The sequence below is a fragment of the Streptomyces sp. NPDC003379 genome, from assembly GCF_053589195.1.
The window spans coordinates 34,097-56,317 of the sequence record NZ_JBSFRK010000051.1; the positions used below are offsets into that span (position 1 = coordinate 34,097).

Consider the following 22,221-nt stretch of genomic DNA (forward strand, 5'->3'; position numbering starts at 1 on the left):
CCCGCGCCCTCGCCCTCGCCCTCCGCCTGCCCCCCACAGAAAGTGCCGCATTCCGTGACCGCCACTCGCGTACTCGTCCTCAACTCCGGCTCCTCCTCGGTCAAGTACCAGCTGCTCGACATGCGCGACAGCTCACGTCTGGCCGTCGGCCTGGTCGAGCGGATCGGCGAGGAGACCTCACGGCTCAAGCACACCCCGCTCGTCGGCGACGGCGCGGAGTCCCGCGAGCGCGAGGAGCCGATCGCCGACCACGAGGCGGCGCTCAAGGCCGTCGCCGAGGAGCTTGCCGCCGACGGCCTCGGCCTCGACTCCCCCGAGCTGGCCGCGATAGGCCACCGGGTGGTGCACGGCGGGCTGAGGTTCAGCGCGCCGACCGTGATCACCGATGAGGTGCTCAAGGAGATCGAGCGGCTGGTGCCGGTCGCCCCGCTGCACAACCCGGCCAACATCACCGGCATCCGCACCGCCCGGGCGCTGCGCCCCGACCTGCCGCAGGTCGCCGTCTTCGACACCGCGTTCCACACGACGATGCCGGAGTCCGCGGCGCGCTACGCGATCGACGTGAAGACCGCCGACGAGCACCGCGTGCGGCGCTACGGCTTCCACGGCACCTCGCACGCGTACGTCTCGCGGCAGACCGCGAAGCTGCTGGGCAAGGCGCCCGAGGACGTCAACGTCATCGTGCTGCACCTGGGCAACGGCGCCTCCGCGTCGGCCGTGCGGGGCGGAAAGTGCGTCGATACGTCGATGGGGCTCACCCCGCTTGAGGGGCTCGTAATGGGTACCCGCTCCGGTGACATGGACCCGGCGGTCATCTTCCACCTGGCGCGCGTCGGCGGGATGTCCATCGACGAGATCGACGCCCTGCTCAACAAGAAGAGCGGTCTGATCGGACTCTGCGGCGACAACGACATGCGGGAAATCCGGCGCCGGGTCGACGCGGGGGACGAGGAGGCCGCGCTCGCCTTCGACATCTACATCCACCGTTTGAAGAAGTACATCGGCGCCTATTACGCGGTGCTCGGCCGCGTGGACGCCATCGCGTTCACGGCGGGGGTCGGCGAGAACGCGGCGCCGGTGCGGGAGGCGGCCGTGGCGGGCCTGGAGGAGCTGGGTCTCGCGGTCGACGGCGCACTCAATTCCGTACGTTCCGACGAAGCGCGGCTCATTTCGCCGGAGTACGCGCGCGTGGCCGTCGCCGTGGTCCCCACGGATGAGGAACTGGAGATCGCGAACCAGACATACGCGCTGGTCGGGAACGTATCGGCGCCGTAATTCGATAATCGCGTCGGCACCGCAACTGAGCGCCCTTCCGCCCATTTGTAGATTCCACCAGACGGAATATTCCGAGCCGAAACAAACCGATAGGATCGCCCCCATGCGCCGTTCCAAAATCGTCTGCACGCTTGGCCCCGCCGTCGACTCCGAAGAGCAGCTCGTCTCGCTGATCGAGGCCGGCATGAACGTGGCCCGCTTCAACTTCAGCCACGGCACGCACGCCGAGCACCAGGGCCGGTACGACCGTGTCCGCTCGGCCGCCGCGAAGACCGGCCGCGCGATCGGCGTCCTCGCCGACCTGCAGGGCCCGAAGATCCGTCTGGAGACCTTCGCCGAGGGCCCCGTCGAGCTGGTACGCGGTGACGAGTTCACCATCACCACCGAGGACGTGCCCGGCGACAAGTCGATCTGCGGCACGACCTACAAGGGTCTGCCCGGTGACGTCTCCAAGGGCGACCAGGTCCTCATCAACGACGGCAACGTCGAGCTGCGCGTCGTCGAGGTGGACGGCCCCCGCGTGAAGACGATCGTCGTCGAGGGCGGTGTCATCTCCGACCACAAGGGCATCAACCTGCCCGGCGCGGCCGTCAACGTCCCCGCCCTGTCCGAGAAGGACATCGAGGACCTGCGCTTCGCCCTGAAGATGGGCTGCGACATGGTCGCCCTGTCCTTCGTGCGGGACGCGGGCGACGTCAAGGACGTCCACAAGGTGATGGACGAGGAGGGCCGCCGGGTCCCCGTCATCGCCAAGGTGGAGAAGCCGCAGGCCGTCGCCAACATGGAGGGCGTCGTCGCGGCGTTCGACGCCGTGATGGTGGCCCGTGGCGACCTGGCCGTCGAGTACCCGCTCGAAAAGGTCCCGATGGTGCAGAAGCGCCTCGTGGAGATGTGCCGCCGCAACGCCAAGCCGGTGATCGTCGCGACCCAGATGATGGAGTCGATGATCACCAACTCGCGCCCCACGCGCGCCGAGGCGTCCGATGTCGCCAACGCGATCCTGGACGGCGCCGACGCGGTCATGCTGTCGGCCGAGTCGAGCGTCGGCGCCTACCCGATCGAGACCGTCAAGACGATGTCGAAGATCGTCGCGGCGGCCGAGGAGGAGCTGCTCTCCAAGGGCCTGCAGCCGCTCGTGCCCGGCAAGAAGCCGCGTACGCAGGGCGGCTCGGTGGCCCGCGCCGCCGCCGAGATCGCGGACTTCCTGGGCGCCAAGGCCCTGGTCGCCTTCACCAAGTCCGGTGACACGGCCCGCCGCCTGTCCCGCTACCGCGCGGCCCAGCAGATCCTGGCCTTCACCACCGACGAGTCGACCCGCAACCAGCTCACGCTGAGCTGGGGCGTGGACACGTACGTCGTGCCGCACGTCGACAACACCGACGCGATGGTCGAGATCGTCGACGCCGAGCTGATCAAGCTCAACCGCTTCAACGACGGCGACACGGTCGTCATCACCGCGGGCTCGCCCCCCGGCGTCCCCGGCACCACCAACATGGTGCGGGTGCACCACCTCGGCGGCGTGGACCGCGACTGACGGTCCGCCTCCTCCGCACCCCCCTCGTACTCCTTCGTACGTACGCACTGAGGGCGCCCCCTGCTACAGGGGGCGCCCTCGGTGTCGTACGGTCAGTCGCTGATCGACTGGTGCAGGCCGGGGATCGTCAGGTCGCCGCCGAACTGGCCCGCCTGCTGCACCTTCACATCCGTGAAGTGGATCAGCGGGATGTTCAGCGGCGGCGGGTGCTCGGGGTCGAAGGTGATCGGGATGAGCCCGAACAGCTTGCCCGATATCCGCTCGGTGTACATCGTCGTCTCGCCGTTGCGGATGGTGGACGTGGAGCCCTTCGCGGCCTCGACGTGGTACTTCTTCCCGGCCGGTCCCTCGACGATCTGGTGCAGGTCGCCGATGTCCGTCTTCTGCACGACGTACTTCAGGGCCTGCTTGGTCCGGCCGCCCGGCATCGTGAGGTTCACGACGCCCTGGTAGTCGGCGCCCATGAGCGTCAGGGCGCTGGCCTCCAGGTGCCACGGCTGGTTCGGGATCGGCACGGGCGTCTGCTCGCCCTTGCCGTCGACCTTCTTCTCTACGACGCAGGGGAACGGCTTCTTGCCGTTCTCGTCGGGGGCGAGCGGGTCCTCGGCCTTGTCCGCCTCGCCGTCCGTGACCTCGTCGGCCTCGTCCTGGGCCTTGTCGACGCCGTCCTCGACCTTGTCGGCCGTGTCCTTGACGGGCTCGGTGGTCTTGTCCGTCGTGTCCTTGGCCGGGTCCTGGGGGGACTTGGTGTCCTTCGGGGCGGACGGGTCCGGGCTCTCGGGCTGCTTCTCGTCGGGCTTGTCGGACTCGGCGGGCTTGTCCGGCTCGGCGGGCTCGTCGGGCGTGAAGGCGTCCTTGAGGGCGTCGCCGAGACCCAGCGGGTCCCAGGGGTTCTTGGGCTCGGCCGGCTCGGGCTCCGGATCCGGCTTCGGGTCCGGCTTCGGCTCGGGCTCCGGCTTCGGGTCCGGGTCCGGCTTCGGCTTCGGCTTCGGGGCCTCGTCCTTGTCGCCCGCGGACGGCGCGGGATCCGGTTCGGGTTTGTCACCGGGGTCCTTGTCACCGGCGTCCTTGTCACCGGTGGAGGGCGACGTGGGCCCGGACGGCTCGTCGGCCTTCTCGTCCGCTTCCGCGTCCTTGTCCGGCGCCGTGACGCAGGGGCCGTCCTGGAAGGGGTTCTCGGGCACACCGGGCTTCGCCTGTGCGAGCGTCGGCGTCAGGCCCATGCCCATCAGGACCGCCGTGGGCATGGCGGCAAGGGCTATCGCCTTGCCCGCGGGCACCTGGAGCCGGGTCAGCAGCGGCTTTTTGGGTGCCGCGTGGCGCGGCCCGGTTCTCGCACGAGGCGCGCCCGCGGAGCTCTCGTGGTGCACCTCGTCAGCCGGCACGGTGCCTCCCGTTCGTCCCGTTCGTCGGGCTCGTTCCTGACAGATCGTCCTGCCCGCCGCTCACCCCACCCGCGGCCGCCGTGGTGGCGGGCTCGGGAGCCCCGTCGCGCACGGGGTCGCCGGGCCCCTGGGTCATACGCCTCTTCGCGGGCTCACCGGCGGGCCGTGCGGGCGCCCAGGAGACGCCGAGGGCGCCGCCGAGCAGGGCGAGCAGGAAGCCGATGACGAAGCCGCCGAAGTTGGAGACCACCAGGGAGACCAGGGCGAGCAGAATCGCCGCGACGCCCGCGAAGACCCGGGAGTGCGGCTGGAACCACATGGTCAGGCCGAGCACGACCAACAGCACGCCGATGATCAGGGATCCGGCGCCGGCGGTGGTCGCCATCCGGATCGTCATCGTGCCGAGCGTGAGGTTCGCATACGGGAAGTACATGATCGGGATGCCGCCGAGCATCGTCAGCAGACCACCCCAGAACGGGCGCTGACCGCGCCACCCCCGGAACGATCGGCGCATCCGGCCGAGCTTGTCGCCCAGTCCCACTTGCGCTTCGGCGCTCATGTCGTACAGCTCCTCGGGAACGGCGTTGGTTCTGTGTGTGGTGCGGAGTGGGTGTCGTGCGGATTCGGGCACGGGGACGGCTCCGTCATATGCCGGCGCGCCCCCGCGCCCGGCCGTTCACAGCGGCGAGTGCGTACCGAACTGCGTACGACCTACCGGGGCAGCGTCAACCGCCCTAGTAGCACTCGTGCTTGCCCTTCTTGACCGACATCGCGAGGCCGGAGAGCTTGAAGGTGCCGGCCGTGGTCGCCCACGCGCGCTGCTCGACGTCGGTGAACTTCACCGACTCCGCCTGCTGCGCGAACGAGTCCGGGACGTACTTGTCGTTCGTCGCCGGACCCGGCCCCTTGGTGGTCTGGTCGACCGAGACACCGATGTCGACCTTGTGGAAGGTCGCGTTGGCCCTCAGGTCGTCGGCGTCGATGTACAGCTTCTTGGCGATGACCTTGGGACCACCGGGCCGGCCCGCCTTGAGGGTCATCGACACATCGCCGAAGACCGGTACCGGGACGACCACGGACTGGCACAAGTTGGTGATCGTGGCCGACTCCAGGCCGACGACGGCGACCGGGTGGTTACCCGACTTGCCGTGGTCCAGGGCCCCGTACTGGATGAATCCCTTGCCCTTGAGTTCGTCGGCAGTCACCTTGAACTGCTGACCCGACACACTGAACGATGCCGCGAGCGCGCCCTGGGACAGGGCGACGCCTATCGCGGCAGTCGCCGCGACGCTCGGCACCATGACCACGGCGAACCGCTTCCATCTGGTTCCGCCACGAGCCACGGACTCCATGACTTTCCTCCTTCTCGGACGTACATCTCCGGCCCTGACTGCTCCCGCTCGGGCGGCTCAGCCGGGCAGGGATGGGAGAAGTGCTACGTCCTCGGGAAGGAGAGCGCCCGCATCGGAGGCGCGATCCGCACCACACATCACCGGCGATCACCCCCGAGCGACAACCACTGGTCGCGCCTGACGCATCACGCACAACCTCACGGACAGGCCCTGCCGGGGACGGCAGAGACCCCCCTGTCCAAGACCGGCGACGGCGTCACCGGTCTACTCGGTGGGGACCCGAAGCGCCCGCTCCCCGACTGGCTGTCGGACTGCGGGTCATCGGACCGAGCGTCGCCGATCGTGGTGCATTCTCGGCCGCCGCACAAGGGGGTTCATTACTGGCTAGTAACGGCCGGATAACCGAACCGCGACCACGCGGTATCGGTCGGCCACGGACGGTGGCTCAAGGGCCGGGCCCAGAACGGGATATGAGCGGGCGAAACCGCCCAGAGGGCGGCCCGCACCTTACTGCAAGTAACAGTGGCCGTGTTTGCCAATTTTTGGCAAATCACGGCCACTGTCGCGTCCTGGGAACAGAGTTTTCACTCGGGCATCACAAGCCCCGGCTTTTACGGACTGGTCAGAAAAGCACCCGGGCCAGCGCCGTGCGCGCGGTCATCACACGCGGGTCGTCCGCGCCCACCACCTCGAAGAGTTCGAGGAGCCGCACCCGCGCGGCGTCGCGGTCGTCGCCCGCCGTGCGGCGCACCGCGTCGATGAGCCGCCCGAAGGCGTCCTCGACATGACCGCCCACCAGGTCGAGGTCGGCCGCCGCGATCTGCGCCGACACGTCCGCGGGCCTGTCGGCCGCGTCCTTGCGGACCTGCTGCGCGTCAAGTCCCTGGACGCGCTGGAGCAGTTCGGCCTGGGCGAGACCGAGCTTGGCCTCGGTGTTGGCCGGATCGTCGCTGAGTACGTTCTTGTACGCCTGTACGGCACCGCCCAGATCACCGGCGTCCAGCGCCTGGACGGCCGCTTCGAGCAGGGCGTCGTAGGGACCGGCCGGCATTTCGGCCGGTGCGGGGGCCTGCTGCCCCGGGGCTCCCTGGGCGTCGGCGTCGACCACGAGGCCGGTCAGGCCGAAGCGCTCCTCGCCGACCTGGATGAGCTGGTCCAGGGTCTGGCGGATCTGCGCCTCGGGGGCGGCGCCCTGGAAGAGGGGCAGGGCCTGTCCCGCCACCACCGCGAAGACGGCCGGGATCCCCTGGACCCCGAACTGCTGCATCAGCATCTGGTTCGCGTCGACGTCGATCTTGGCGAGGAGGAAACGGCCGTTGTACTCCTGCGTGAGCCGCTCCAGGAGGGGGCTCAGCTGCTTGCACGGCTCGCACCACTCGGCCCAGAAGTCGATGACGACCGGGACCTCGGTGGACCGCTGCAGGACCTCGCGCTCGAAGCCCGCCTCGTCGACATCGATGACCAGGCTCGACGGGGACACCGCGGCGCCCGCCGCGCCCCCGCCCTGCCGGGCCGCTTCGGCGCGCGCCTGCTCCGCCTTCGCCTTGGCCTCCTGGGCCGCCTTCACGGCGGCGAGGTCGACGACTCCGCTCATGGACATGTTCCGTGGCTGCATGAGTACATCCTCCCCCAAGCCGTACGCGAACCGCGCCCGTCCGTGGCCCCCCGCCGGATTGCGGGGTCACAGGGGGGCACGGTCCAAGGTCCCGAGGGGGACCGTCGGTTGGCGCGGGGTCCCCACCCCGGGCCGGTCGTGCTGCGTGGTTGTCGTTCGTGGTTGTCGCTCGTGGCTTTCGCTACGGCTCGTAGCGTAACTGCCGTGTCCCGGGTGTGGACAGGTGCCGTCGGTGATCTCCCTCACTGTGGTGTCCGCGGGGCTCCCGGGACAGTCCGTACTGGCCGGTATGGTCGCGGCCATGCAGAGCCGTACGTCCACCACTGCTGCCGCCCACCGCACCGGTGGGCGCCCGCGCAGCGCCACCGCCGACGCCGCGATCCTGGAGGCGACCAGGCAGGGGCTCGTCGAGCTGGGCTGGTCCAAGCTGACGCTCGGCGCCGTCGCGACGCGGGCGGGGGTCGCCAAGACCACTCTGTACCGACGCTGGGCGGGCAAGAGCGAGCTGGTCGTGGACGCGGTGGCGGAACTCTTCGACGAGCTCGAACTGCCTGACCGGGGCAGCCTGGCCGCCGACATCGAGGGCGTGGTCCTGCAGTTCGCGGTGCTGCTCGGGCGGCCCGAGACGAAGACGGCGCTCATGGCGGTGGTCGCCGAGTCGACGAGGGACGAGCCGCTGCGGCACCGCATCCGCACGTCCATCGTCGACCGCCAGAAGCGGCTGGTCCTCGCGGGGCGGGAGCGGGCGCAGGAGCGGGGCGAACTCCCCGCCGAACCGGACCCCGCCGCCGCGGGCCGCACGGCCGACCTCATCTTCGACGTGATCGCCGGCGCGGTGGTCCACCGCGCGCTGGTCAGCGCGGAACCGGTGGACGAGGAGTGGGCCCGCCGCTTCACGCTGCTGCTGCTGGGGGGACTGGCCGCGGCGGCCTCGGCGACCGCATGACTCAGACCTGGTAGCGCTCCGGCGCGAAGAGCCGGAGGTTGTCCGCCACCCAGGCGGAGGTCAGTTCGAGGCCCGCCGTGAGGGAGACCTGAGGTTCCCAGCCCGCCCACTGCCGCGCCCGGGAGTTGTCCGACAGGAGCCGCTCCACCTCGCTGCCCGAGGGGCGGAGCCGCGCGGGGTCGACCACCACGGAGGCATCCCGGCCGGACGCCGCGATCAGCGCCTCCGCGAGGTCGCCGATGGAGATCTCCCGGCCCACGCCGAGATTCACCGCGTGGCCCAGCGCCCGGTCGCAGACCGCCATCGCCATGAAACCCCGCGCCGTGTCCGTCACGTACGTGAAGTCCCGCGTGGGCGTCAGCGACCCCAGCTTGATCTCCCGCGCCCCCGCGTGGAGTTGGGCGAGGATCGTGGGGATCACCGCACGGGCCGACTGCCGCGGCCCGTACGTGTTGAAGGGGCGGACGACCGTCACCGGCAGTTCGAAGGCGTGCCAGTGCGACAGCGCCAGCATGTCGGCGCCGATCTTCGATGCGGAGTACGGCGACTGCGGCTGGAGCGGGTGGGATTCGGCGATCGGCGCCGTCAGCGCGGTCCCGTACACCTCACTCGTGGAGGTGTGGACGAGCCGCCGCACGGAGTGCCGACGGCACGCCTCGGCGATGTTCTCGGTGCCGACGACGTTCGTCTGGACGTACGCGCCCGGGGAGTCGTACGAGTACGGAATGCCGATCAGCGCGGCCAGGTGGAAGACCGTGTCGCACCCGGCGACCGCGTCCATCACGCGCCCCGCGTCCCGCACGTCCCCCGCGATCGTCTCGACCCGCGGATCACCGAGGAGATGCGCGAGGTGCCCCTTCTCCGCGTACGGCTTGTAGTGCACGAGGGCACGGACCTTCGCGCCCTCCGCGAGCAGCAGGTCGACGAGCGTCGAACCGATGAAGCCCTCGGCTCCGGTGACGAGGACGGTGCGGTCCCGCCAAGAGAAAGACGTGTTCATGCGTACTCCAAGTGGGGTGAGGGGTGGGCGAGCCGGAGGACCCGCTCCGCCAGCAGGTCGGCGGCGCGGGCGTGCGGTCCCGGGTCCGCGGCGCCGCTCATGGCGGCGAGCCGCGCGGGGTCGGCGAGCAGCGGCCCGACCAGCTCCGCGAGGCGTTCCGCGGTGGTCTCGGCGTCGGGCAGCAGCAGGCCGGCGCCCGCGTCGGTGAGGACCCGGGCGTTGTGGGTCTGGTGGTCGCCGGGCGCGTGCGGGTAGGGCACGAGGACGGCGGGGACCCCGGTGGCGGCCAGTTCGGCGACGGTCGCGGAGCCGGCGCGGCAGACGACGAGGTCGGCGGCGGCGTAGGAGAGGTCCATGCGGTCGAGGTAGGGGACGGCGCGGGCGATCGCGTCGCCGCCCGCCGACGCGAGCCGCGCCCGTGTCTCCGCGAGGGCGGCCGGGCCGGTCTTGATGAGGAGGTGGACGTCCCCGCGCCCACGCCCCCGCCACCGCTCCGCGAGCCCGACCGCGGCCTCGGTGAGCCGGGCCGCCCCGAGGCTGCCGCCGTTGAAGAGGACGAGGCGGGCCCCGGCCGGTACGCCGAGCGCGCGCCGCGCCTCGTCGCGCAGCGCGGCCCGGTCGAGCGCGGCGAGCGGCGCGGCGATCGGCATCCCGGTGGTGTGCGCGCGTTCGCCGCCCGGCAGGTGCGCGCGGCTGCGGTCGAAGGCGACGGCGATGTGGGGGGTGAGCCGGGCGGCGAACCGGTTGGCGCGCCCCGGTACGGCGTTGGACTCGTGGATGAGGCTCGGCAGGCCGGCCATGCGGGCGCCGACGATGACGGGGGCGCTGGGGTAGCCGCCCATGCCGACGGCGACCTGCGCGCCCTGCTCGCGCAGGATGGCCCGGCACTGGGCGCCGGACCTCACCAGCGCGGCGGGCAGCAGATAGCGGCGGGCGCCGAGCGACGGGTCGAAGGGGATCATGTCGACGGTGTGCAGGCGGTACCCGGCGTCCGGTATCAGCCGGGTCTCCAGGCCCCGCTCGGTGCCGACGAAGGAGATCACCGCGCCCGGCACGGCGCGGCGCAGCGCGTCGGCGAGGGCGAGGCCGGGATAGATGTGCCCGCCGGTGCCGCCCGCGCCGATCACGACGGAGAGACCGGCGCCGCCGGAGTGAGAGGTTCGCATGGCAGGGAAGCCTCACGCGAGGGTCTAAGAGGGTTTTAAGAGCCGCGTTTGGCACCTTTGACCCATGAGCTTCACGAGCTTCACGAGCCCGACCGGCAGAGGCGGCCCGCCGGGCGCGGGCGAGGCGGCGGCGCACAAGATCCTCGTCGTCGACGACGACCCGGAGGTCCGTGCCGCCGTCGAGGACGCCCTGACCGTCGAGGGCCACCTGGTGCGCGGGGCGGCCGACGGCCACCGCGCGCTCACGGCGGTGGCCCGCTGGGAGCCGGATCTCGTGGTCCTGGATGTCCTGATGCCGGTCATGGACGGTCTCGCGGTCTGCCGTCAGCTGCGCGCGGCGGGCGACCGTACTCCCGTGCTCGTCCTGACCGCGCTGGACTCGGTGAGCGAGCGCGTGGACGGCCTGGACGCGGGCGCCGACGACTACCTGGTCAAGCCCTTCGCCCTGGACGAGCTGGTGGCCCGCGTGCGGGCGCTGCTGCGGCGCGCGACCCCGGAGCGGCCCGCGAGCGACGGCGACGACCTCTCGTACGGTGATCTCGTCCTGGACCCCGCGACCCGCACCGGGCGCCGCGGCGGGCGCCGGATCGAGTTCAGCCGCACGGAGGCCGTCCTCCTGGAACTGCTGCTGCGCAACGCCGGGCAGGTCCTGCCGCGCGAGCTGATCCAGCGGGCGGTGTGGGGCCGCGACTTCGGCCCCGACTCCAACTCCCTCGCCGTGTACGTCGGTTATCTGCGCCGCAAGCTGGAGTCGGGCGGCGAGCCACGCCTGGTCCACACCGTGCACGGCGTCGGCTACCGGCTGGGCTCGCCGTGAGCGCGCGGCGCAGGCTGGGCGCGCGCTGGCGGCGCCGCAGGCCGCTGCGGACCCGCCTCGCGCTGGCCGCGGCGGCGGCCGTGGCGCTGGTGGCGGTCGGGGTGTGCGCCGCCGCGTTCTTCGTGATCCGCTACAAGCTGTACCAGCAGCTCGACCAGAACCTCGCCCAGTCGGCGACGCTCATCGCCCAGCAGCACCGCGACGAGGGCCTTGGCGTGATGACGGGCGAGTGCCGGTTCCTCGGCGCGCCCGCCTGCTCGCAGATCGTCCCGGCGGCCACCGCCGAGGACCCCGCGGAGCCGTATCTGCTGCCGGTGACACGGGCGACGCGCGAGGTCGCCTCGGGCCGGCGGGCGCCGTACTACACGAACTTCACGCTGCCCGGCGGGAAACCGGGCCGGATGTACACCACCACCTTCGGCAGGAGCGAGGCCGTGCAGGTGGCCCTGCGCGCCGACATCGCCGAGCGCGGTGTGCGCCAGGCGGCGTCGCTGCTCCTCGCGGTGGGCGGCGCCGGCGTCCTGCTCTCCGCGGTCGGCGGCTACTGGGTCTCACGCACCGGCCTCGCCCCGATCACCCGGCTCACCGCCACGGCCGAACGCATCGCCGCCACGCGCGACGCCCGGCACCGCATCGAGCTGCCGACGGGCCCGCCGGGCCGCGAGGGCCATCAGGACGAGGTCACGCGGCTCGCCGCCACGTTCAACACGATGCTCGCCGAGCTGGAGGAGTCCGTCGCCGCCCGCCGCCGCCTGGTCGCCGACGCCTCCCACGAGCTGCGCACCCCGCTGACGGCGCTGCGTACGAACGCGGAACTCCTCGCCAAGGCGGACCGTCTGACGCCGGCCCAGCGCGAGCGAGCGGCGGGCGCCCTCGGACGCCAGCTGCGCGAGGTCACCGGCCTGGTCAACGACTTGATCGAGCTGGCCAGGGACGAGGAGCCGCGGCCCCTCCTTGAGGAGGTGCGGCTCGCTCCGCTGGCCGCCCACGCGGTGGAGGCGGCGCGCGGCCACTGGCCGGCGGTCCCCTTCACGCTCCAGGTCGCGCCCCAGGCTGCTGACCTCAGCATCCCCGGCGTACCGGCGCGGCTGTCCCGGCTGCTCACCAACCTCCTCGACAACGCGGCCAAGTTCAGCCCGCCCGGCACGCCCGTCGAGCTTTCCCTGACGGCGACCGAGCTGACCGTGCGCGACCACGGGCCGGGCATCGCGGAGGAGGACCTGCCGCATGTCTTCGACCGCTTCTACCGCGCCGAGAAGGCCCGCGCCCTGCCGGGCTCGGGCCTGGGCCTCGCGATGGCCCGCCAGATCGCGCACGCCCACGGGGCGGAGCTGACGGCGGAACGGGCACCGGGCACAGGCGCCCTGTTCCGTCTCGTCCTGCCTACTTCTTAGCCCAGGCGCAACTGCCGAGCGTGGCCCGGTCCTTCGCGACGAGGCGGTCCGCTTCCCGCGCCGCCAGCACCCGCGTGTGCTTGCCCTTGCACACGACCGTCCGCTCGCCGTGCCCCGCGAGGTCCACCAGGATCTGGTCCCAGTGGCGGTACTGCACGTCATGGCCCGAGTCGGCGTAGCTGCGCACCTTGGGGGTGCCGGGCAGCTCCTGCCGCCAGGTCTTCAGCGTCTCCGGGGGCACGGTGGTGTCCTTCTTGCCGCCGTAGAGGTAGACCGGTGCGTCCAGCTTCGACAGGTCGGGGCCGGGGCGCTCGCAGTACAGCCGCTGCTCGTGCACCTGGGGCGCCGGATCGGACTGCTGGCCGCGCTGGTTGTAGGTGCGCGCGCCTTCCTCGTACGCCGTGTCGGCGAAGCCCGGTATCGACTTCACGGGGCTGTCGTCGGGGAACGCCCACCACTTGCGGGGGTCCTTGATCTGGTCCTTCACGGCGGTGGCGAGCGCGTCGTCGGACAGACGGCAGAACGCGGGCCTGGTGCCGTAGGGCGGGAGCGCGGCGGCGAGGTGCAGCGCGGAGACCCGGCCCGGGGCCTTCGCGACGAGCTCGGCGGCGTAGGGGCCGCCGCCCGAGATCGCGACGACGGAGAAGTCCCGCACCTTCAGGCGGTCCATGACGGCCAGGGCGTCCTCGGCGAAGTCCTCCTTGCCGAGCCCCTTGTCGAACTCCGTGTCGCCGAAGCCGTTGCGCTCGACGGAGACGAGGCGCAGGCCCAGGTCCTCGCGCGTCGTGCGGAAGAAGTCCGTCATGTGCGCGGCCCGGGCGCTCGTACCGGTGCCGCCGACGTACAGGACGGGGCGGCCGTCGCGCGGCCCCTGGTCGATGTAGTGGGCGGTGCGGCCGCTGTCCAGCTTCGCGGCGCGCACCTCGGGCCCGAGCGAGTCGAAGTCGTCCTGCACCTTGGGCTCGGGCGGCGGGCTCGCACTCACCTCACCGGAACCGCCCACCAGCAGTGCACCGAGGACGGTGAGGGTGGCGGCTCCTATGGCGATGGCGGCGGTACGGGCGTGGCCGGTCGAGGTCACGGATGACTCCAGGGGCGGGGGTGGGGAACGGGGCGCGCCTACCCATCCTGGGGAACTTAAACCTGCTCCTTTCCGTGCGGGACACGGGGGCTGGGCGCGCGGCTCCCCGCGCCCCTTCGGGGCCCGGCCCCCGCGCCCCTCGCCCTAGAACCCCGGCGGCTCCACGTAAACGCCCCACTCGTCCCGCAGAACCCCGCAGATCTCCCCGAGGGTCGCCTCGGCCCGCACCGCCTCCAGCATGGGCACGATCATGTTCGACCCGTCCCGCGCGGCGGCGAGCATCGCGTCGAGCGAGGCACGAACCCGCGCGTCGTCCCGCCGCTCCTTGCGCCCCCCGAGCTCGCGGACCTGCTCCCGCTCGACCTCGTGACTGACCCGCAGGATCTCCAGGTCACCGGTGACGGAACCCTTGAGGCAGTTGACGCCGACGACCCGCTTGTCGCCCTTCTCCACGGACCGCTGGTACTGGAAGGCGGACTCGGCGATCTCGCCGGTGAACCAGCCGTCCTCTATGCCCCGCAGAATTCCGGAAGTGATCGGCCCCACGGGGTGCTGCCCGTCGGGGCAGGCCCGCCGTCCCCGCTCCCTGATCTGTTCGAAGATCTTCTCGGCGTCGGCCTCGATACGGTCGGTGAGCTGCTCGATGTACCAGGACCCGCCCAGCGGGTCCGCCACGTTGGCGACGCCGGTCTCCTCCATGAGGACCTGCTGGGTGCGCAGCGCGATCTCGGCGGCCTGCTCGCTGGGCAGCGCGAGGGTCTCGTCGAGGGCGTTGGTGTGCAGCGAGTTCGTGCCGCCGAGCACCGCCGCGAGGGCCTCGACTGCCGTGCGTACGACGTTGTTGTACGGCTGCTGGGCGGTGAGGGAGACACCGGCGGTCTGGGTGTGGAAGCGCAGCCACTGGGCCTTGTCGGTCCTGGCGCCGTAGACCTCCTTCAGCCAGCGGGCCCAGATGCGGCGCGCGGCGCGGAACTTGGCGATCTCCTCGAAGAAGTCGACGTGCGCGTCGAAGAAGAAGGAGAGGCCGGGCGCGAAGACGTCGACGTCGAGGCCGCGGCTGAGCCCCAGCTCCACGTACCCGAAGCCGTCCGCGAGGGTGTACGCCAGCTCCTGCGCGGCCGTCGCACCGGCCTCGCGGATGTGGTAGCCGGAGACGGAGAGGGGCTTGTACGCGGGGATGTCGCGCGCGCAGTGCTCCATCAGGTCGCCGATGAGGCGCAGATGCGGCTCGGGCTGGAAGAGCCACTCCTTCTGCGCGATGTATTCCTTGAAGATGTCGGTCTGGAGCGTGCCGTTGAGGACGCCCGGGTCGACGCCCTGGCGCTCGGCGGCGACCAGGTACATGCAGAAGACCGGCACGGCGGGCCCGCTGATGGTCATGGAGGTCGTCACGTCGCCGAGCGGGATGTCCTTGAAGAGGACCTCCATGTCGGCGGCGGAGTCGATGGCGACGCCGCAGTGCCCGACCTCGCCGAGGGAGCGGGGGTCGTCGGAGTCGCGGCCCATGAGGGTCGGCATGTCGAAGGCCACGGAGAGGCCGCCGCCTCCGTTGGCGAGGATCATCTTGTAGCGCTCGTTCGTCTGCTCGGCGTTGCCGAAGCCCGCGAACTGGCGGATGGTCCAGGTCCTGCCCCGGTACCCGGTGGCGTGGAGCCCGCGCGTGAAGGGGTACTCCCCGGGCCAGCCGATCCGCTCGAACCCGTCGTACGTGTCCCCGGGGCGCGGCCCGTAGACCGGGTCGACGGGGTCGCCGGAGAGCGTGGTGAAGTCCGCGTCGCGCTTGCGGGCCTTGTCGTAACGGGCCTGCCAGCGGCGGCGGCCTTCCTCGATCGCGTCAGCGTCCATACCCTCGAATTTACTAGGACGTCCTAGTAAAAGTCGATGCCTGACCGCCACGGGTTGCCCGTGGCGGTGGAGGTCACACCTTCGCGGTGACCGGCGAACCGTCGGTGATCAGCGGCTCGACCTCGCGGGCGATCTTGCGCTCGACGAAGAAGGCGGCGGTCGGAATCGTCCCGGAAACGAGCACCCACAGGAGCTTTCCGAACGGCCACTTCGCCTTCGAGCCGAGGTCGAAGGCGAAGATCAGGTAGATGATGTAGAGGACTCCGTGGACCTGGGAGACCACCAGGGTCAGACCCTCGCCCTTCTCGAAGCCGTACTTCGCCACCATGCAGGCGCACAGGATGAGAAGCATGACGGCGGTGACGTAGGCCATCACTCGATAGCGGGTCAGCACGCTGGATTTCATGGATACGAGCGTAACCGCCCGGCGAACCTTCCCGTCGGCGGGGCCCGGCCCTCAGCCCCTGTCCTCGAAGTCCTCCGCCGCCACCCGCAGGGGCCTGAGCATCGCGAAGATCTCCCCGCACTCCTCCGCGTCGTACACCCCGAGCCCGAAGTCCATCGCCATCAGCTCGCGCGTGGCGGCCTCGACGACCTCGCGGCCCTTCTCCGTGATGGACGCGAGGGTGCCCCGCCCGTCGTTGGGGTTCGGCCGCTTGTCGACGAGGCCGGACTTCACGAGGCGGTCGACGGTGTTCGTCACGGATGTGGGGTGCACCATGAGCCGCTCGCCGATCTTGGACATCGGCAACTCGCCGGCCTGCGAGAAGGTGAGCAGCACCAGCGCCTCGTAGCGCGCGAAGGTCAGCCCGTACGGCTTGACGACCGCGTCGACCTCGGCGAGCAGGATCTGGTGCGCACGCATGATCGAGGTGATCGCGCCCATCGCCGGGACCGATCCCCAGCGCTGCTTCCAGAGCTCGTCGGCGCGGGCGATGGGATCGAAGGGAAGGCTGAGCGGCTTCGGCACGCCAAAGACCTTACCCGCCGGTCACATGCTGGTCAGCCCCGTCTCGCAATTCGGGCGTACGTTCCCGGATTGCCCCCGGGCGACCCGCCGTACGCCACGCCGCGGTGTCGCGCGAGGGGATGATTCACCCCATATGTAACGATTGCGGAGCTGACTGTCCGTCACCGTAGCCCAAGGGGTCTGGATGCACCGGCTGCTCCGCACATTCACGGCACTCACGGCCCTCACCGCCATCGGGCTGACGGCGGGCTGCTCGTCGGGGTCCGGGTCCGAGGCCGGGCCCGCCAGGTCCAAGGGCGCGGGTGTCGCTTCCGGCCCCTCGACCGCCGCCGCGAAGGCCCCGCCGAGCACGTTCTGGGTCGACCCCGAGAGCCCCGCGGCCCGCCAGGTCGAGGAGTGGGAGCAGCAGGGCCGCGCCCGGGACGCCGAGGCGCTCAGGCGGATCTCCGAGCAGCCCGTGGCCGTCTGGCCCGCCGGGGACGATCCGGCGCCCGACATCAGGGCGGCGGCCGACGGCGCGGCGAAGGAGGGCCGTACGGCGGTGCTCGTCGCGTACAACATCCCGCACCGCGACTGCGGCCAGCACTCCGCGGGCGGCGCGAACAGCGCCGACTACTACCGGAACTGGGTGGACACCTTCGCCGACGCGATCGGCCCCGCCCCCGCCGTGGTCGTCCTCGAACCCGACGCCATCCCGCACATCGTGGACGGCTGCACCCCGGCCGAGTACCACGCCGACCGCTACCAGCTGCTCTCCGAGGCGATCCAGCGGCTCAAGCGGCAGCCGAAGGTGAAGGTGTACCTCGACGCCGGGAACCCCGGCTGGATCACCAACGCGCGCAAGCTCTCCGAGCCGCTCCTCAAGGCGGGCATCGCGCAGGCCGACGGCTTCTCGCTGAACGTCTCGAACTTCCAGAGCGACCAGGTCACCAAGGCGTACGGCCGCACGCTGTCGGCGGCGGTCGGCGGCAAGCACTTCGTCATGGACACCAGCCGCAACGGCAAGGGTCCGCTGTCGGGCGACCGGCAGGATGCCTGGTGCAACCCGCCGGGCCGCGGCCTCGGCACGCCGCCCACCGACCGTACGGGCGACCCGCTGCTCGACGCCGTCCTGTGGATCAAGCGTCCGGGCGACTCGGACGGCCCGTGCCGGGGCGGCCCGGCGGCGGGCCAGTGGTGGCCGGACTACGCCCTGGGCCTGGCGCACAACGCCAAGGCGGCGTGAGGCACGAGGTCAGGCGGTCAGGCGGTCAGGCGGTCAATCACTCCTCCTGGCCCACGTGGATCCACTTCGCCTCCGATGACGTGCCGTCCGTGTCCGTGACGAACAGCATGTACCAGCCCGGCGGGACCAGCGCCGCGTCGTCCCGGGGGACGTGCACCGTCACTGCCCCCCGGCCCTTGGCGAGCCCCAGCGCGACCGAGCGCTGTTCGACGTCCGTCGTGTGCGTCACGGCGCTCGGCCGCATCAGACGGGCGGAGGCGATCTTCTCGGGGTGGTCGGTCCGGAACGTCGCGCGGCCGTCCGCGGGCAGCTGCCGCGGGCCGTCGCCGAGCACCGGGCGGTTCGTGCCGCCCCGGTGCAGCGCCGGCGGCGTGAAGACCTCCATGCGCTGCTCGAAGTGGCCGAGCTTGGTGTTCTGCTCGTTGTCGAAGAGGGGGTCCGAGCCGAAGGTGACGACCCGGCCGTCGGGCAGGAGCAGCGCCTCGGAGTGGTAGTTGCGGCCCACCCTGGGCGACGCGGCCTCGCGGAAGGCGTTCGTCCTGGGGTCGTAGAACTGCGCCTTGAGGATGTTGCTGGCGCCGCGGCCCCGGTAGTCGGAGGAGCCGTTGGAGGTGAACACCGAGTCGTCCGGCATGATCACGCTGTTCAGATAGCGGGTGCCCCGCGGGAGCCGCGGTCCGGTCTTGAAGGACGGGTTCTCCTCCTTGAGGTCGATCACGGCCGTGCGGCGCGTCGCCCTGTCGGATTCACCCACTCCCCCGCCGCCCATGATCATCACTTTCTGGTCCTGCGCGGGCGGCAGCAGCACGGACGCCGACGTCTCGGTCTGGTCGAGGTCGGTCAGCCCGGGGACCTTCTCGAACTTGTTCGTCTCCAGGTCCCACAGACCCGGCTCACGGCCCTTCTCGGCGGGCCCGTAGCCCGCGTTGGAGGCCGGGTAGAAGAGCTTGCCGCCCTTGGTGAGGAAGAGCGCGGGGTAGGTCGGGAAGTACCGCTTGGGGCCGTCCGTCCACTTCTTCGTCCTCGGGTCGTAGATCTCGTTGTCGCCGGGGTCGACCACACCCACGTCGTCGAGTCCGGAGACCGCGAGCACCTTGCCGTCCTCCAGGCCGACCAGCGTCGGATACCAGCGGGCCTTCTTCATCGGGTCGACCTGGATGTACCGCTCGGCCCTCGGGTCGAACTCGTACGCGGCCTTGATCCCCTGGAAGTCCTGCTTCTCCATGTCGATCTTCTCGGCGATGCCGTACGTGTTGTCGGCCTCATCGCCGGTCAGGCCCTCGATCTCGTACTGCGCCGACCTGTCGTTGACCGACTGCTCGCCCGGTTCGAGCGCCTCGACGAAGACCCGCGCCTCGCTCGCCTTGATCTTCGTCTTCCAGGGCCGCATGGAGCCGGTCTTGGAGTACGTGATCTCGTAGTCCCGCTTGGCCTTCGGCACCTCGACGTCGAACTTGCTCTCGTACTCGATGCCGGAGGGTGAGCGGAACCTGGTGCCCTTCTTCAGGACCACCGGCCTGTCCGGGTTCTCGTTCTTCACCCGCATGCCGCCGCCGGCCCGCTCCACCTCGCCGTCGAGCAGTTCGTAGCGCGCGGTGCCGCCCGCCACCAGGAGGCGCCCGTCGGGCAGTTGGGCGTGCCCGGAGCAGAAGAAGTCCACGGGGGTGTCGATCTTCTTGAACGTGTTGTTCTTCGGGTCCCACAGGACCGTGTCGAACGACCCGGCGTCGAACTTCTTCTGCTCGTTGCCGGAGCCCGCGACGATCAGCACCTTGCCGGTGTGCAGGAGCGCGGCGTGGATGGCGTTGGTGCGGAACTCCTCGGGGATGTCGACCTGTTTCCAGGAGCCGTACCTCGCCTTGTAGCCGGGCCGGGAGATCTTGTACTCGTAGTACTGCTCCTCGGCGAAGGAGAGCGCGGCGGGGGCGTTCAGTCCGACGAGCAGCGCGCCCGCGCCGACTCCGATGAGTGTCTTTCTCGTACGCCTCGAGGGCCGGTAGGCCATGGGTGCCATGTGTCAGTTCCCTCCTGTCGTCGTGCCCGTGGCGAACGCCGGCTCGCCCTCCGCGTCCGGGGCGGGCTTCCCGGCCGGCTCCTCCCGCCGCTGCCTGACTTCCAGGGCCTCCCCGCGCTCCTTGCGCTCCCTGCGCTCCTTGGTGACGGTGAACGCCCATACCGCGACCGGCGCGAGGGAGATGGCCATCGCGAGGACCGCCCAGGTGCGCATCGCCACGTGCGTGTGGCCGAGCGCGAAGGAGGCGATCAGCGAACCGGCGAGGAGCGCCGCCCAGAAGAGGTGGATACGGAAGGTCAGCAGCCGGTCGGGGCTCGCGTCGCCGCCCTTCGGCGTGACCACGAAGCGGCTCGGGCGGCGCACGACGGCCGCGCCGAGCGACTTGGCGTAGATGGGCGCGGAGAGCGCCGACATCGCCATGCCGGCGAGGCCCCCCGAGCCTTCGGGCTCGTGCGGGGAGACGTTGTGGCGGCGGTTCCAGAGGTAGAGGCCGATCTGGAGGGCGGCCGCGTCGCTGTAGAGCATCAACCAGACGGAGGCCGCGACCTGGGTTCCGGAAGCGCCGAACCACAGGAAGAGGATGCAGCTCAATATTCCCAGCAGCCAGTTGACGGCCGTCATCGGGTAGTACACGAGCATCAGCGTGTACGAGAAGAGACGGCCGGGCGGCATCGAGAGCGGCGCCTTCCAGTACTGCTTGAACAGCGTCTCGTACGTGCCGCGCGACCAGCGCATCTGCTGGGTGAAGAAGTCCGTCCACGAGGCCGGGCCCTCGCCGACGGCCAGCACGTCCGGGGTGTAGACCGAGCGCCAGTGCCGCTTCGTGGCCGGGTTGCGGCGGCGGTGCAGTTCGAAGCCGGTCGCCATGTCCTCGGTGATCGAGTCGTACAGGCCGCCTATCTGGGTGAGCGCGCTGACGCGTACGACGTTGTTGGTGCCGACGAACATCGGCGCCCGGTAGCGGTTGCCCGCGCGCTGGATGAGCGCGTGGAAGAGGAACTGCTGGGACTCGGCGGCCTTGGTGACAGGCGTCTCGTAGTTCCCGTAGACCTGCGGTCCGACGACGAACGCGACGTCCGGATCCCGGAAGTAGCCCATCATCCGCTCCAGGAAGTTGGGGAGCGGTACGTGGTCCGTGTCGACGGAGGCGAAGAAGTCGTACTCCGTGTGGTGCATCGCGAGCCAGGCGTTGTAGTTGCCGTGCTTGGTGCGGGCCTTGTGGGGGCCCTTGGCGCGGTTCCACTCCGGTACGCCGAGCCGGGTGAAGTGCCGGACGCCGAGCTCTTCGCAGAGGGCTTTGGCGTCGGGGCTGTCCCCCTCGTCCAGGAGCCACACGTCGAGGGGGCCGGTGTGGTGTATCCGAACAGCCCCCTCAAGGGTGGCGCGGACCATGGACAGCGGCTCTTTGCCCGGGACGTATGTGGTGAGGAAGGCGACGCGGGTGCCCTCCTCGGGGACCACCGGTACGGGGTCCCGCGCGACCATCGTGGCGTGCGCGATCGATATGACGTTGATCAGCATGAAGAGCTCGATCAGGCCGATCGCCACGAGCATCGTGATGTCGAGCCCGATGAGCCAGCGTTCACCGCCCTCGCGTTCGGTCCAGTGCGTGGGCCATACGAGGTAGACGAGCAGGAGCCCGGTGAGCAGGGGCGCCAGCGTCATCAGGAGCACGGCCCGTATTCGGTGCGGCTCGGAGGCGAGAAGCTTGCGGTACCGGACCCGATAGCAGCCGTCGCCGTCTCCGCCGCCGTCCTCGCCGCCACGCGGCTCGGTGAGCGGCCCGGCCAGCGTGCTGTGGGTGTCGTAGTCGTAGCCCTCCGGCTGCCGCACAGCGCCCTCCAGTGTTCTGGTAATCGAACGAGCCGATACCCCCACAAAAGGGGAGTTTCGTCGGCGTGTCGAACCGGGTGCGTCCGTGTGAGGGGTTTTTGGGGCGGGGGGTGGGGGTGGGGTTGCGGTGCGGCTACTGGCGGGGGTAGAGGAGGGGCGGGGCCGTCGTTGGCTGGCGCCTGTCGGCGGGGGCTGGGGGGGGGACGTCGTCGGCTGCGCCTACCGGCGGGGGCTGGGCGGGGGACGTCGTCGGCTGCGGCTGCGGGCGTGGAGTGAGGCGAGGGCCGTCGTTGGCTGCGCCTGCCGGCCGGGGGGGCTGGGCCGGGGGGGCGTCGTCGGCTGCGGCTGCGGGCGTGAGGTGAGGCGGGGGCCGTCGTTGGCTGCGCCTGCCGGCCGGGGGGGCTGGGCCGGGGGGACGTCGTCGGCTGCGGCTGCGGGCGTGGAGTGAGGCGAGGGCCGTCGTCCGCTGCGCCTACCGACGCGGGTGGGGCGGGGGGCGTCGTCGGCTGCGGCTGCGGGCGTGGAGTGAGGCGAGGGCCGTCGTTGGCTGCGCCTGCCGACGGGGGTGGGGCGGGGCCGCGGCGGTATGTCCGTCCTCGCTATCTTGGCGCGGGCGCCTGTCTGCTGCGGCGCCCGGTGCTGCGTCACTGTGCTCCGGGCGGACATACCGCCACGTCCCCTCCGGTCTCGCCGGCGGCTGCGGACCGGCGGGGCGGGCGGGCTGCCCCTGCTCCTACGTCACCATGCCCATCGCCGGGCAAACGGGTGG

At 71.1% G+C, this 22,221-nt stretch carries 18 protein-coding genes; 6 read left to right on the top strand and 12 right to left on the bottom strand.

The genetic code is table 11. The annotated features are described in order from the left end of the window. The first annotated feature begins 54 nt into the window (after positions 1–54). Positions 55–1,275 (top strand): acetate kinase, encoded by a 1,221-nt coding sequence (locus ACWDVB_RS34075; RefSeq protein ID WP_451512866.1) that lies wholly within the window; start codon positions 55–57, stop codon positions 1,273–1,275. A 103-nt stretch (positions 1,276–1,378) separates the two neighbouring features. Beyond that, positions 1,379–2,809 (top strand): pyruvate kinase, encoded by a 1,431-nt coding sequence (gene pyk / locus ACWDVB_RS34080; RefSeq protein WP_451512865.1) that lies wholly within the window; start codon positions 1,379–1,381, stop codon positions 2,807–2,809. Between the two features lie 92 nt (positions 2,810–2,901). Here the strand turns inward: pyk and ACWDVB_RS34085 are convergent, their stop codons facing one another. The 4 genes from ACWDVB_RS34085 to ACWDVB_RS34100 all read right to left on the bottom strand — a co-directional run bounded on the left by ACWDVB_RS34085 (position 2,902) and on the right by ACWDVB_RS34100 (position 7,161). Then, positions 2,902–4,194, bottom strand: coding sequence for a hypothetical protein (locus tag ACWDVB_RS34085; protein WP_451512864.1), 1,293 nt, complete (start codon positions 4,192–4,194; stop codon positions 2,902–2,904). Then, positions 4,184–4,753 carry a DUF6114 domain-containing protein gene (locus ACWDVB_RS34090; protein WP_451512863.1) on the bottom strand — a complete coding sequence of 190 codons (570 nt, stop codon included), beginning with the start codon at positions 4,751–4,753 and terminating at the stop codon, positions 4,184–4,186. The genes ACWDVB_RS34085 and ACWDVB_RS34090 overlap by 11 nt, the downstream gene beginning before the upstream one ends. Before the next feature lie 175 nt (positions 4,754–4,928). After that, on the bottom strand, positions 4,929–5,546 hold the full coding sequence (locus ACWDVB_RS34095) for a DUF6230 family protein (protein WP_451512862.1): 618 nt from the start codon (positions 5,544–5,546) through the stop codon (positions 4,929–4,931). Positions 5,547–6,168: 622 nt separating this feature from the next. After that, positions 6,169–7,161, bottom strand: coding sequence for a tetratricopeptide repeat protein (locus ACWDVB_RS34100; RefSeq protein WP_451512861.1), 993 nt, complete (start codon positions 7,159–7,161; stop codon positions 6,169–6,171). Between the two features lie 301 nt (positions 7,162–7,462). Between ACWDVB_RS34100 and ACWDVB_RS34105 the strand changes: the two genes are divergently transcribed. Further along, positions 7,463–8,107 (top strand): TetR/AcrR family transcriptional regulator, encoded by a 645-nt coding sequence (locus ACWDVB_RS34105; RefSeq protein ID WP_451512921.1) that lies wholly within the window; start codon positions 7,463–7,465, stop codon positions 8,105–8,107. A 1-nt stretch (position 8,108) separates the two neighbouring features. Here the strand turns inward: ACWDVB_RS34105 and ACWDVB_RS34110 are convergent, their stop codons facing one another. Beyond that, positions 8,109–9,107 (bottom strand): SDR family NAD(P)-dependent oxidoreductase, encoded by a 999-nt coding sequence (locus tag ACWDVB_RS34110; protein ID WP_451512860.1) that lies wholly within the window; start codon positions 9,105–9,107, stop codon positions 8,109–8,111. Next, positions 9,104–10,273, bottom strand: a complete 1,170-nt coding sequence (locus ACWDVB_RS34115) for a UDP-N-acetylglucosamine--N-acetylmuramyl-(pentapeptide) pyrophosphoryl-undecaprenol N-acetylglucosamine transferase (protein ID WP_451512859.1) — start codon at positions 10,271–10,273, stop codon at positions 9,104–9,106. The genes ACWDVB_RS34110 and ACWDVB_RS34115 overlap by 4 nt, the downstream gene beginning before the upstream one ends. Positions 10,274–10,337: 64 nt before the next feature. Between ACWDVB_RS34115 and ACWDVB_RS34120 the strand changes: the two genes are divergently transcribed. Together ACWDVB_RS34120 and ACWDVB_RS34125 are read left to right on the top strand one after the other, a co-directional pair. Then, positions 10,338–11,090, top strand: a complete 753-nt coding sequence (locus ACWDVB_RS34120; protein ID WP_451512858.1) for a response regulator transcription factor — start codon at positions 10,338–10,340, stop codon at positions 11,088–11,090. Then, the gene (locus ACWDVB_RS34125; RefSeq protein ID WP_451512857.1) at positions 11,087–12,484 is read left to right on the top strand and encodes a sensor histidine kinase; all 1,398 of its coding nucleotides are present in this window, start codon (positions 11,087–11,089) and stop codon (positions 12,482–12,484) included. The genes ACWDVB_RS34120 and ACWDVB_RS34125 overlap by 4 nt, the downstream gene beginning before the upstream one ends. Here ACWDVB_RS34125 and ACWDVB_RS34130 read toward each other — a convergent pair. The 4 genes from ACWDVB_RS34130 to ACWDVB_RS34145 all read right to left on the bottom strand — a co-directional run bounded on the left by ACWDVB_RS34130 (position 12,474) and on the right by ACWDVB_RS34145 (position 16,380). Further along, on the bottom strand, positions 12,474–13,565 hold the full coding sequence (locus tag ACWDVB_RS34130) for an alpha/beta fold hydrolase (protein WP_451512856.1): 1,092 nt from the start codon (positions 13,563–13,565) through the stop codon (positions 12,474–12,476). The two genes, ACWDVB_RS34125 and ACWDVB_RS34130, sit on opposite strands and share 11 nt — an antisense overlap. A gap of 144 nt (positions 13,566–13,709) precedes the next feature. Beyond that, positions 13,710–15,410, bottom strand: coding sequence for an acyl-CoA mutase large subunit family protein (locus ACWDVB_RS34135; RefSeq protein ID WP_451512855.1), 1,701 nt, complete (start codon positions 15,408–15,410; stop codon positions 13,710–13,712). Between the two features lie 73 nt (positions 15,411–15,483). After that, positions 15,484–15,816: a DUF3817 domain-containing protein gene (locus ACWDVB_RS34140; RefSeq protein ID WP_451512854.1), complete on the bottom strand. Its 333-nt coding sequence runs from the start codon at positions 15,814–15,816 to the stop codon at positions 15,484–15,486. Positions 15,817–15,867: 51 nt separating this feature from the next. Beyond that, positions 15,868–16,380: a MarR family winged helix-turn-helix transcriptional regulator gene (locus tag ACWDVB_RS34145; RefSeq protein ID WP_451512853.1), complete on the bottom strand. Its 513-nt coding sequence runs from the start codon at positions 16,378–16,380 to the stop codon at positions 15,868–15,870. A gap of 184 nt (positions 16,381–16,564) precedes the next feature. On the opposite strand from ACWDVB_RS34145, the gene ACWDVB_RS34150 reads away from it, so the two are divergent. Further along, positions 16,565–17,605 carry a glycoside hydrolase family 6 protein gene (locus ACWDVB_RS34150; RefSeq protein WP_451512852.1) on the top strand — a complete coding sequence of 347 codons (1,041 nt, stop codon included), beginning with the start codon at positions 16,565–16,567 and terminating at the stop codon, positions 17,603–17,605. A 37-nt stretch (positions 17,606–17,642) separates the two neighbouring features. Here ACWDVB_RS34150 and ACWDVB_RS34155 read toward each other — a convergent pair whose 3' ends face one another. Together ACWDVB_RS34155 and ACWDVB_RS34160 are read right to left on the bottom strand one after the other, a co-directional pair. Beyond that, entirely contained in the window at positions 17,643–19,610 is a 1,968-nt protein-coding gene (locus ACWDVB_RS34155) for a galactose oxidase-like domain-containing protein (RefSeq protein ID WP_451512920.1), read from the bottom strand. Positions 19,611–19,622: 12 nt separating this feature from the next. Then, positions 19,623–21,497 carry a glycosyltransferase family 2 protein gene (locus ACWDVB_RS34160; protein WP_451512851.1) on the bottom strand — a complete coding sequence of 625 codons (1,875 nt, stop codon included), beginning with the start codon at positions 21,495–21,497 and terminating at the stop codon, positions 19,623–19,625. Positions 21,498–22,221: the final 724 nt, after the last annotated feature.

Excerpts from the sequence above, each read along its gene's own strand:
- ACWDVB_RS34140 (WP_451512854.1), bottom strand. The coding sequence starts at position 15,816 with ATGAAATCCAGCGTGCTGACCCGCTATCGAGTGATGGCCTACGTCACC.
- ACWDVB_RS34120 (WP_451512858.1), top strand. The coding sequence starts at position 10,338 with ATGAGCTTCACGAGCTTCACGAGCCCGACCGGCAGAGGCGGCCCGCCG.
- ACWDVB_RS34110 (WP_451512860.1), bottom strand. The coding sequence starts at position 9,107 with ATGAACACGTCTTTCTCTTGGCGGGACCGCACCGTCCTCGTCACCGGA.
- ACWDVB_RS34135 (WP_451512855.1), bottom strand. The coding sequence starts at position 15,410 with ATGGACGCTGACGCGATCGAGGAAGGCCGCCGCCGCTGGCAGGCCCGT.
- ACWDVB_RS34105 (WP_451512921.1), top strand. The coding sequence starts at position 7,463 with ATGCAGAGCCGTACGTCCACCACTGCTGCCGCCCACCGCACCGGTGGG.
- ACWDVB_RS34095 (WP_451512862.1), bottom strand. The coding sequence starts at position 5,546 with ATGGAGTCCGTGGCTCGTGGCGGAACCAGATGGAAGCGGTTCGCCGTG.
- pyk (WP_451512865.1), top strand. The coding sequence starts at position 1,379 with ATGCGCCGTTCCAAAATCGTCTGCACGCTTGGCCCCGCCGTCGACTCC.
- ACWDVB_RS34090 (WP_451512863.1), bottom strand. The coding sequence starts at position 4,753 with ATGAGCGCCGAAGCGCAAGTGGGACTGGGCGACAAGCTCGGCCGGATG.
- ACWDVB_RS34150 (WP_451512852.1), top strand. The coding sequence starts at position 16,565 with ATGCACCGGCTGCTCCGCACATTCACGGCACTCACGGCCCTCACCGCC.
- ACWDVB_RS34155 (WP_451512920.1), bottom strand. The coding sequence starts at position 19,610 with ATGGCCTACCGGCCCTCGAGGCGTACGAGAAAGACACTCATCGGAGTC.
- ACWDVB_RS34115 (WP_451512859.1), bottom strand. The coding sequence starts at position 10,273 with ATGCGAACCTCTCACTCCGGCGGCGCCGGTCTCTCCGTCGTGATCGGC.
- ACWDVB_RS34100 (WP_451512861.1), bottom strand. The coding sequence starts at position 7,161 with ATGCAGCCACGGAACATGTCCATGAGCGGAGTCGTCGACCTCGCCGCC.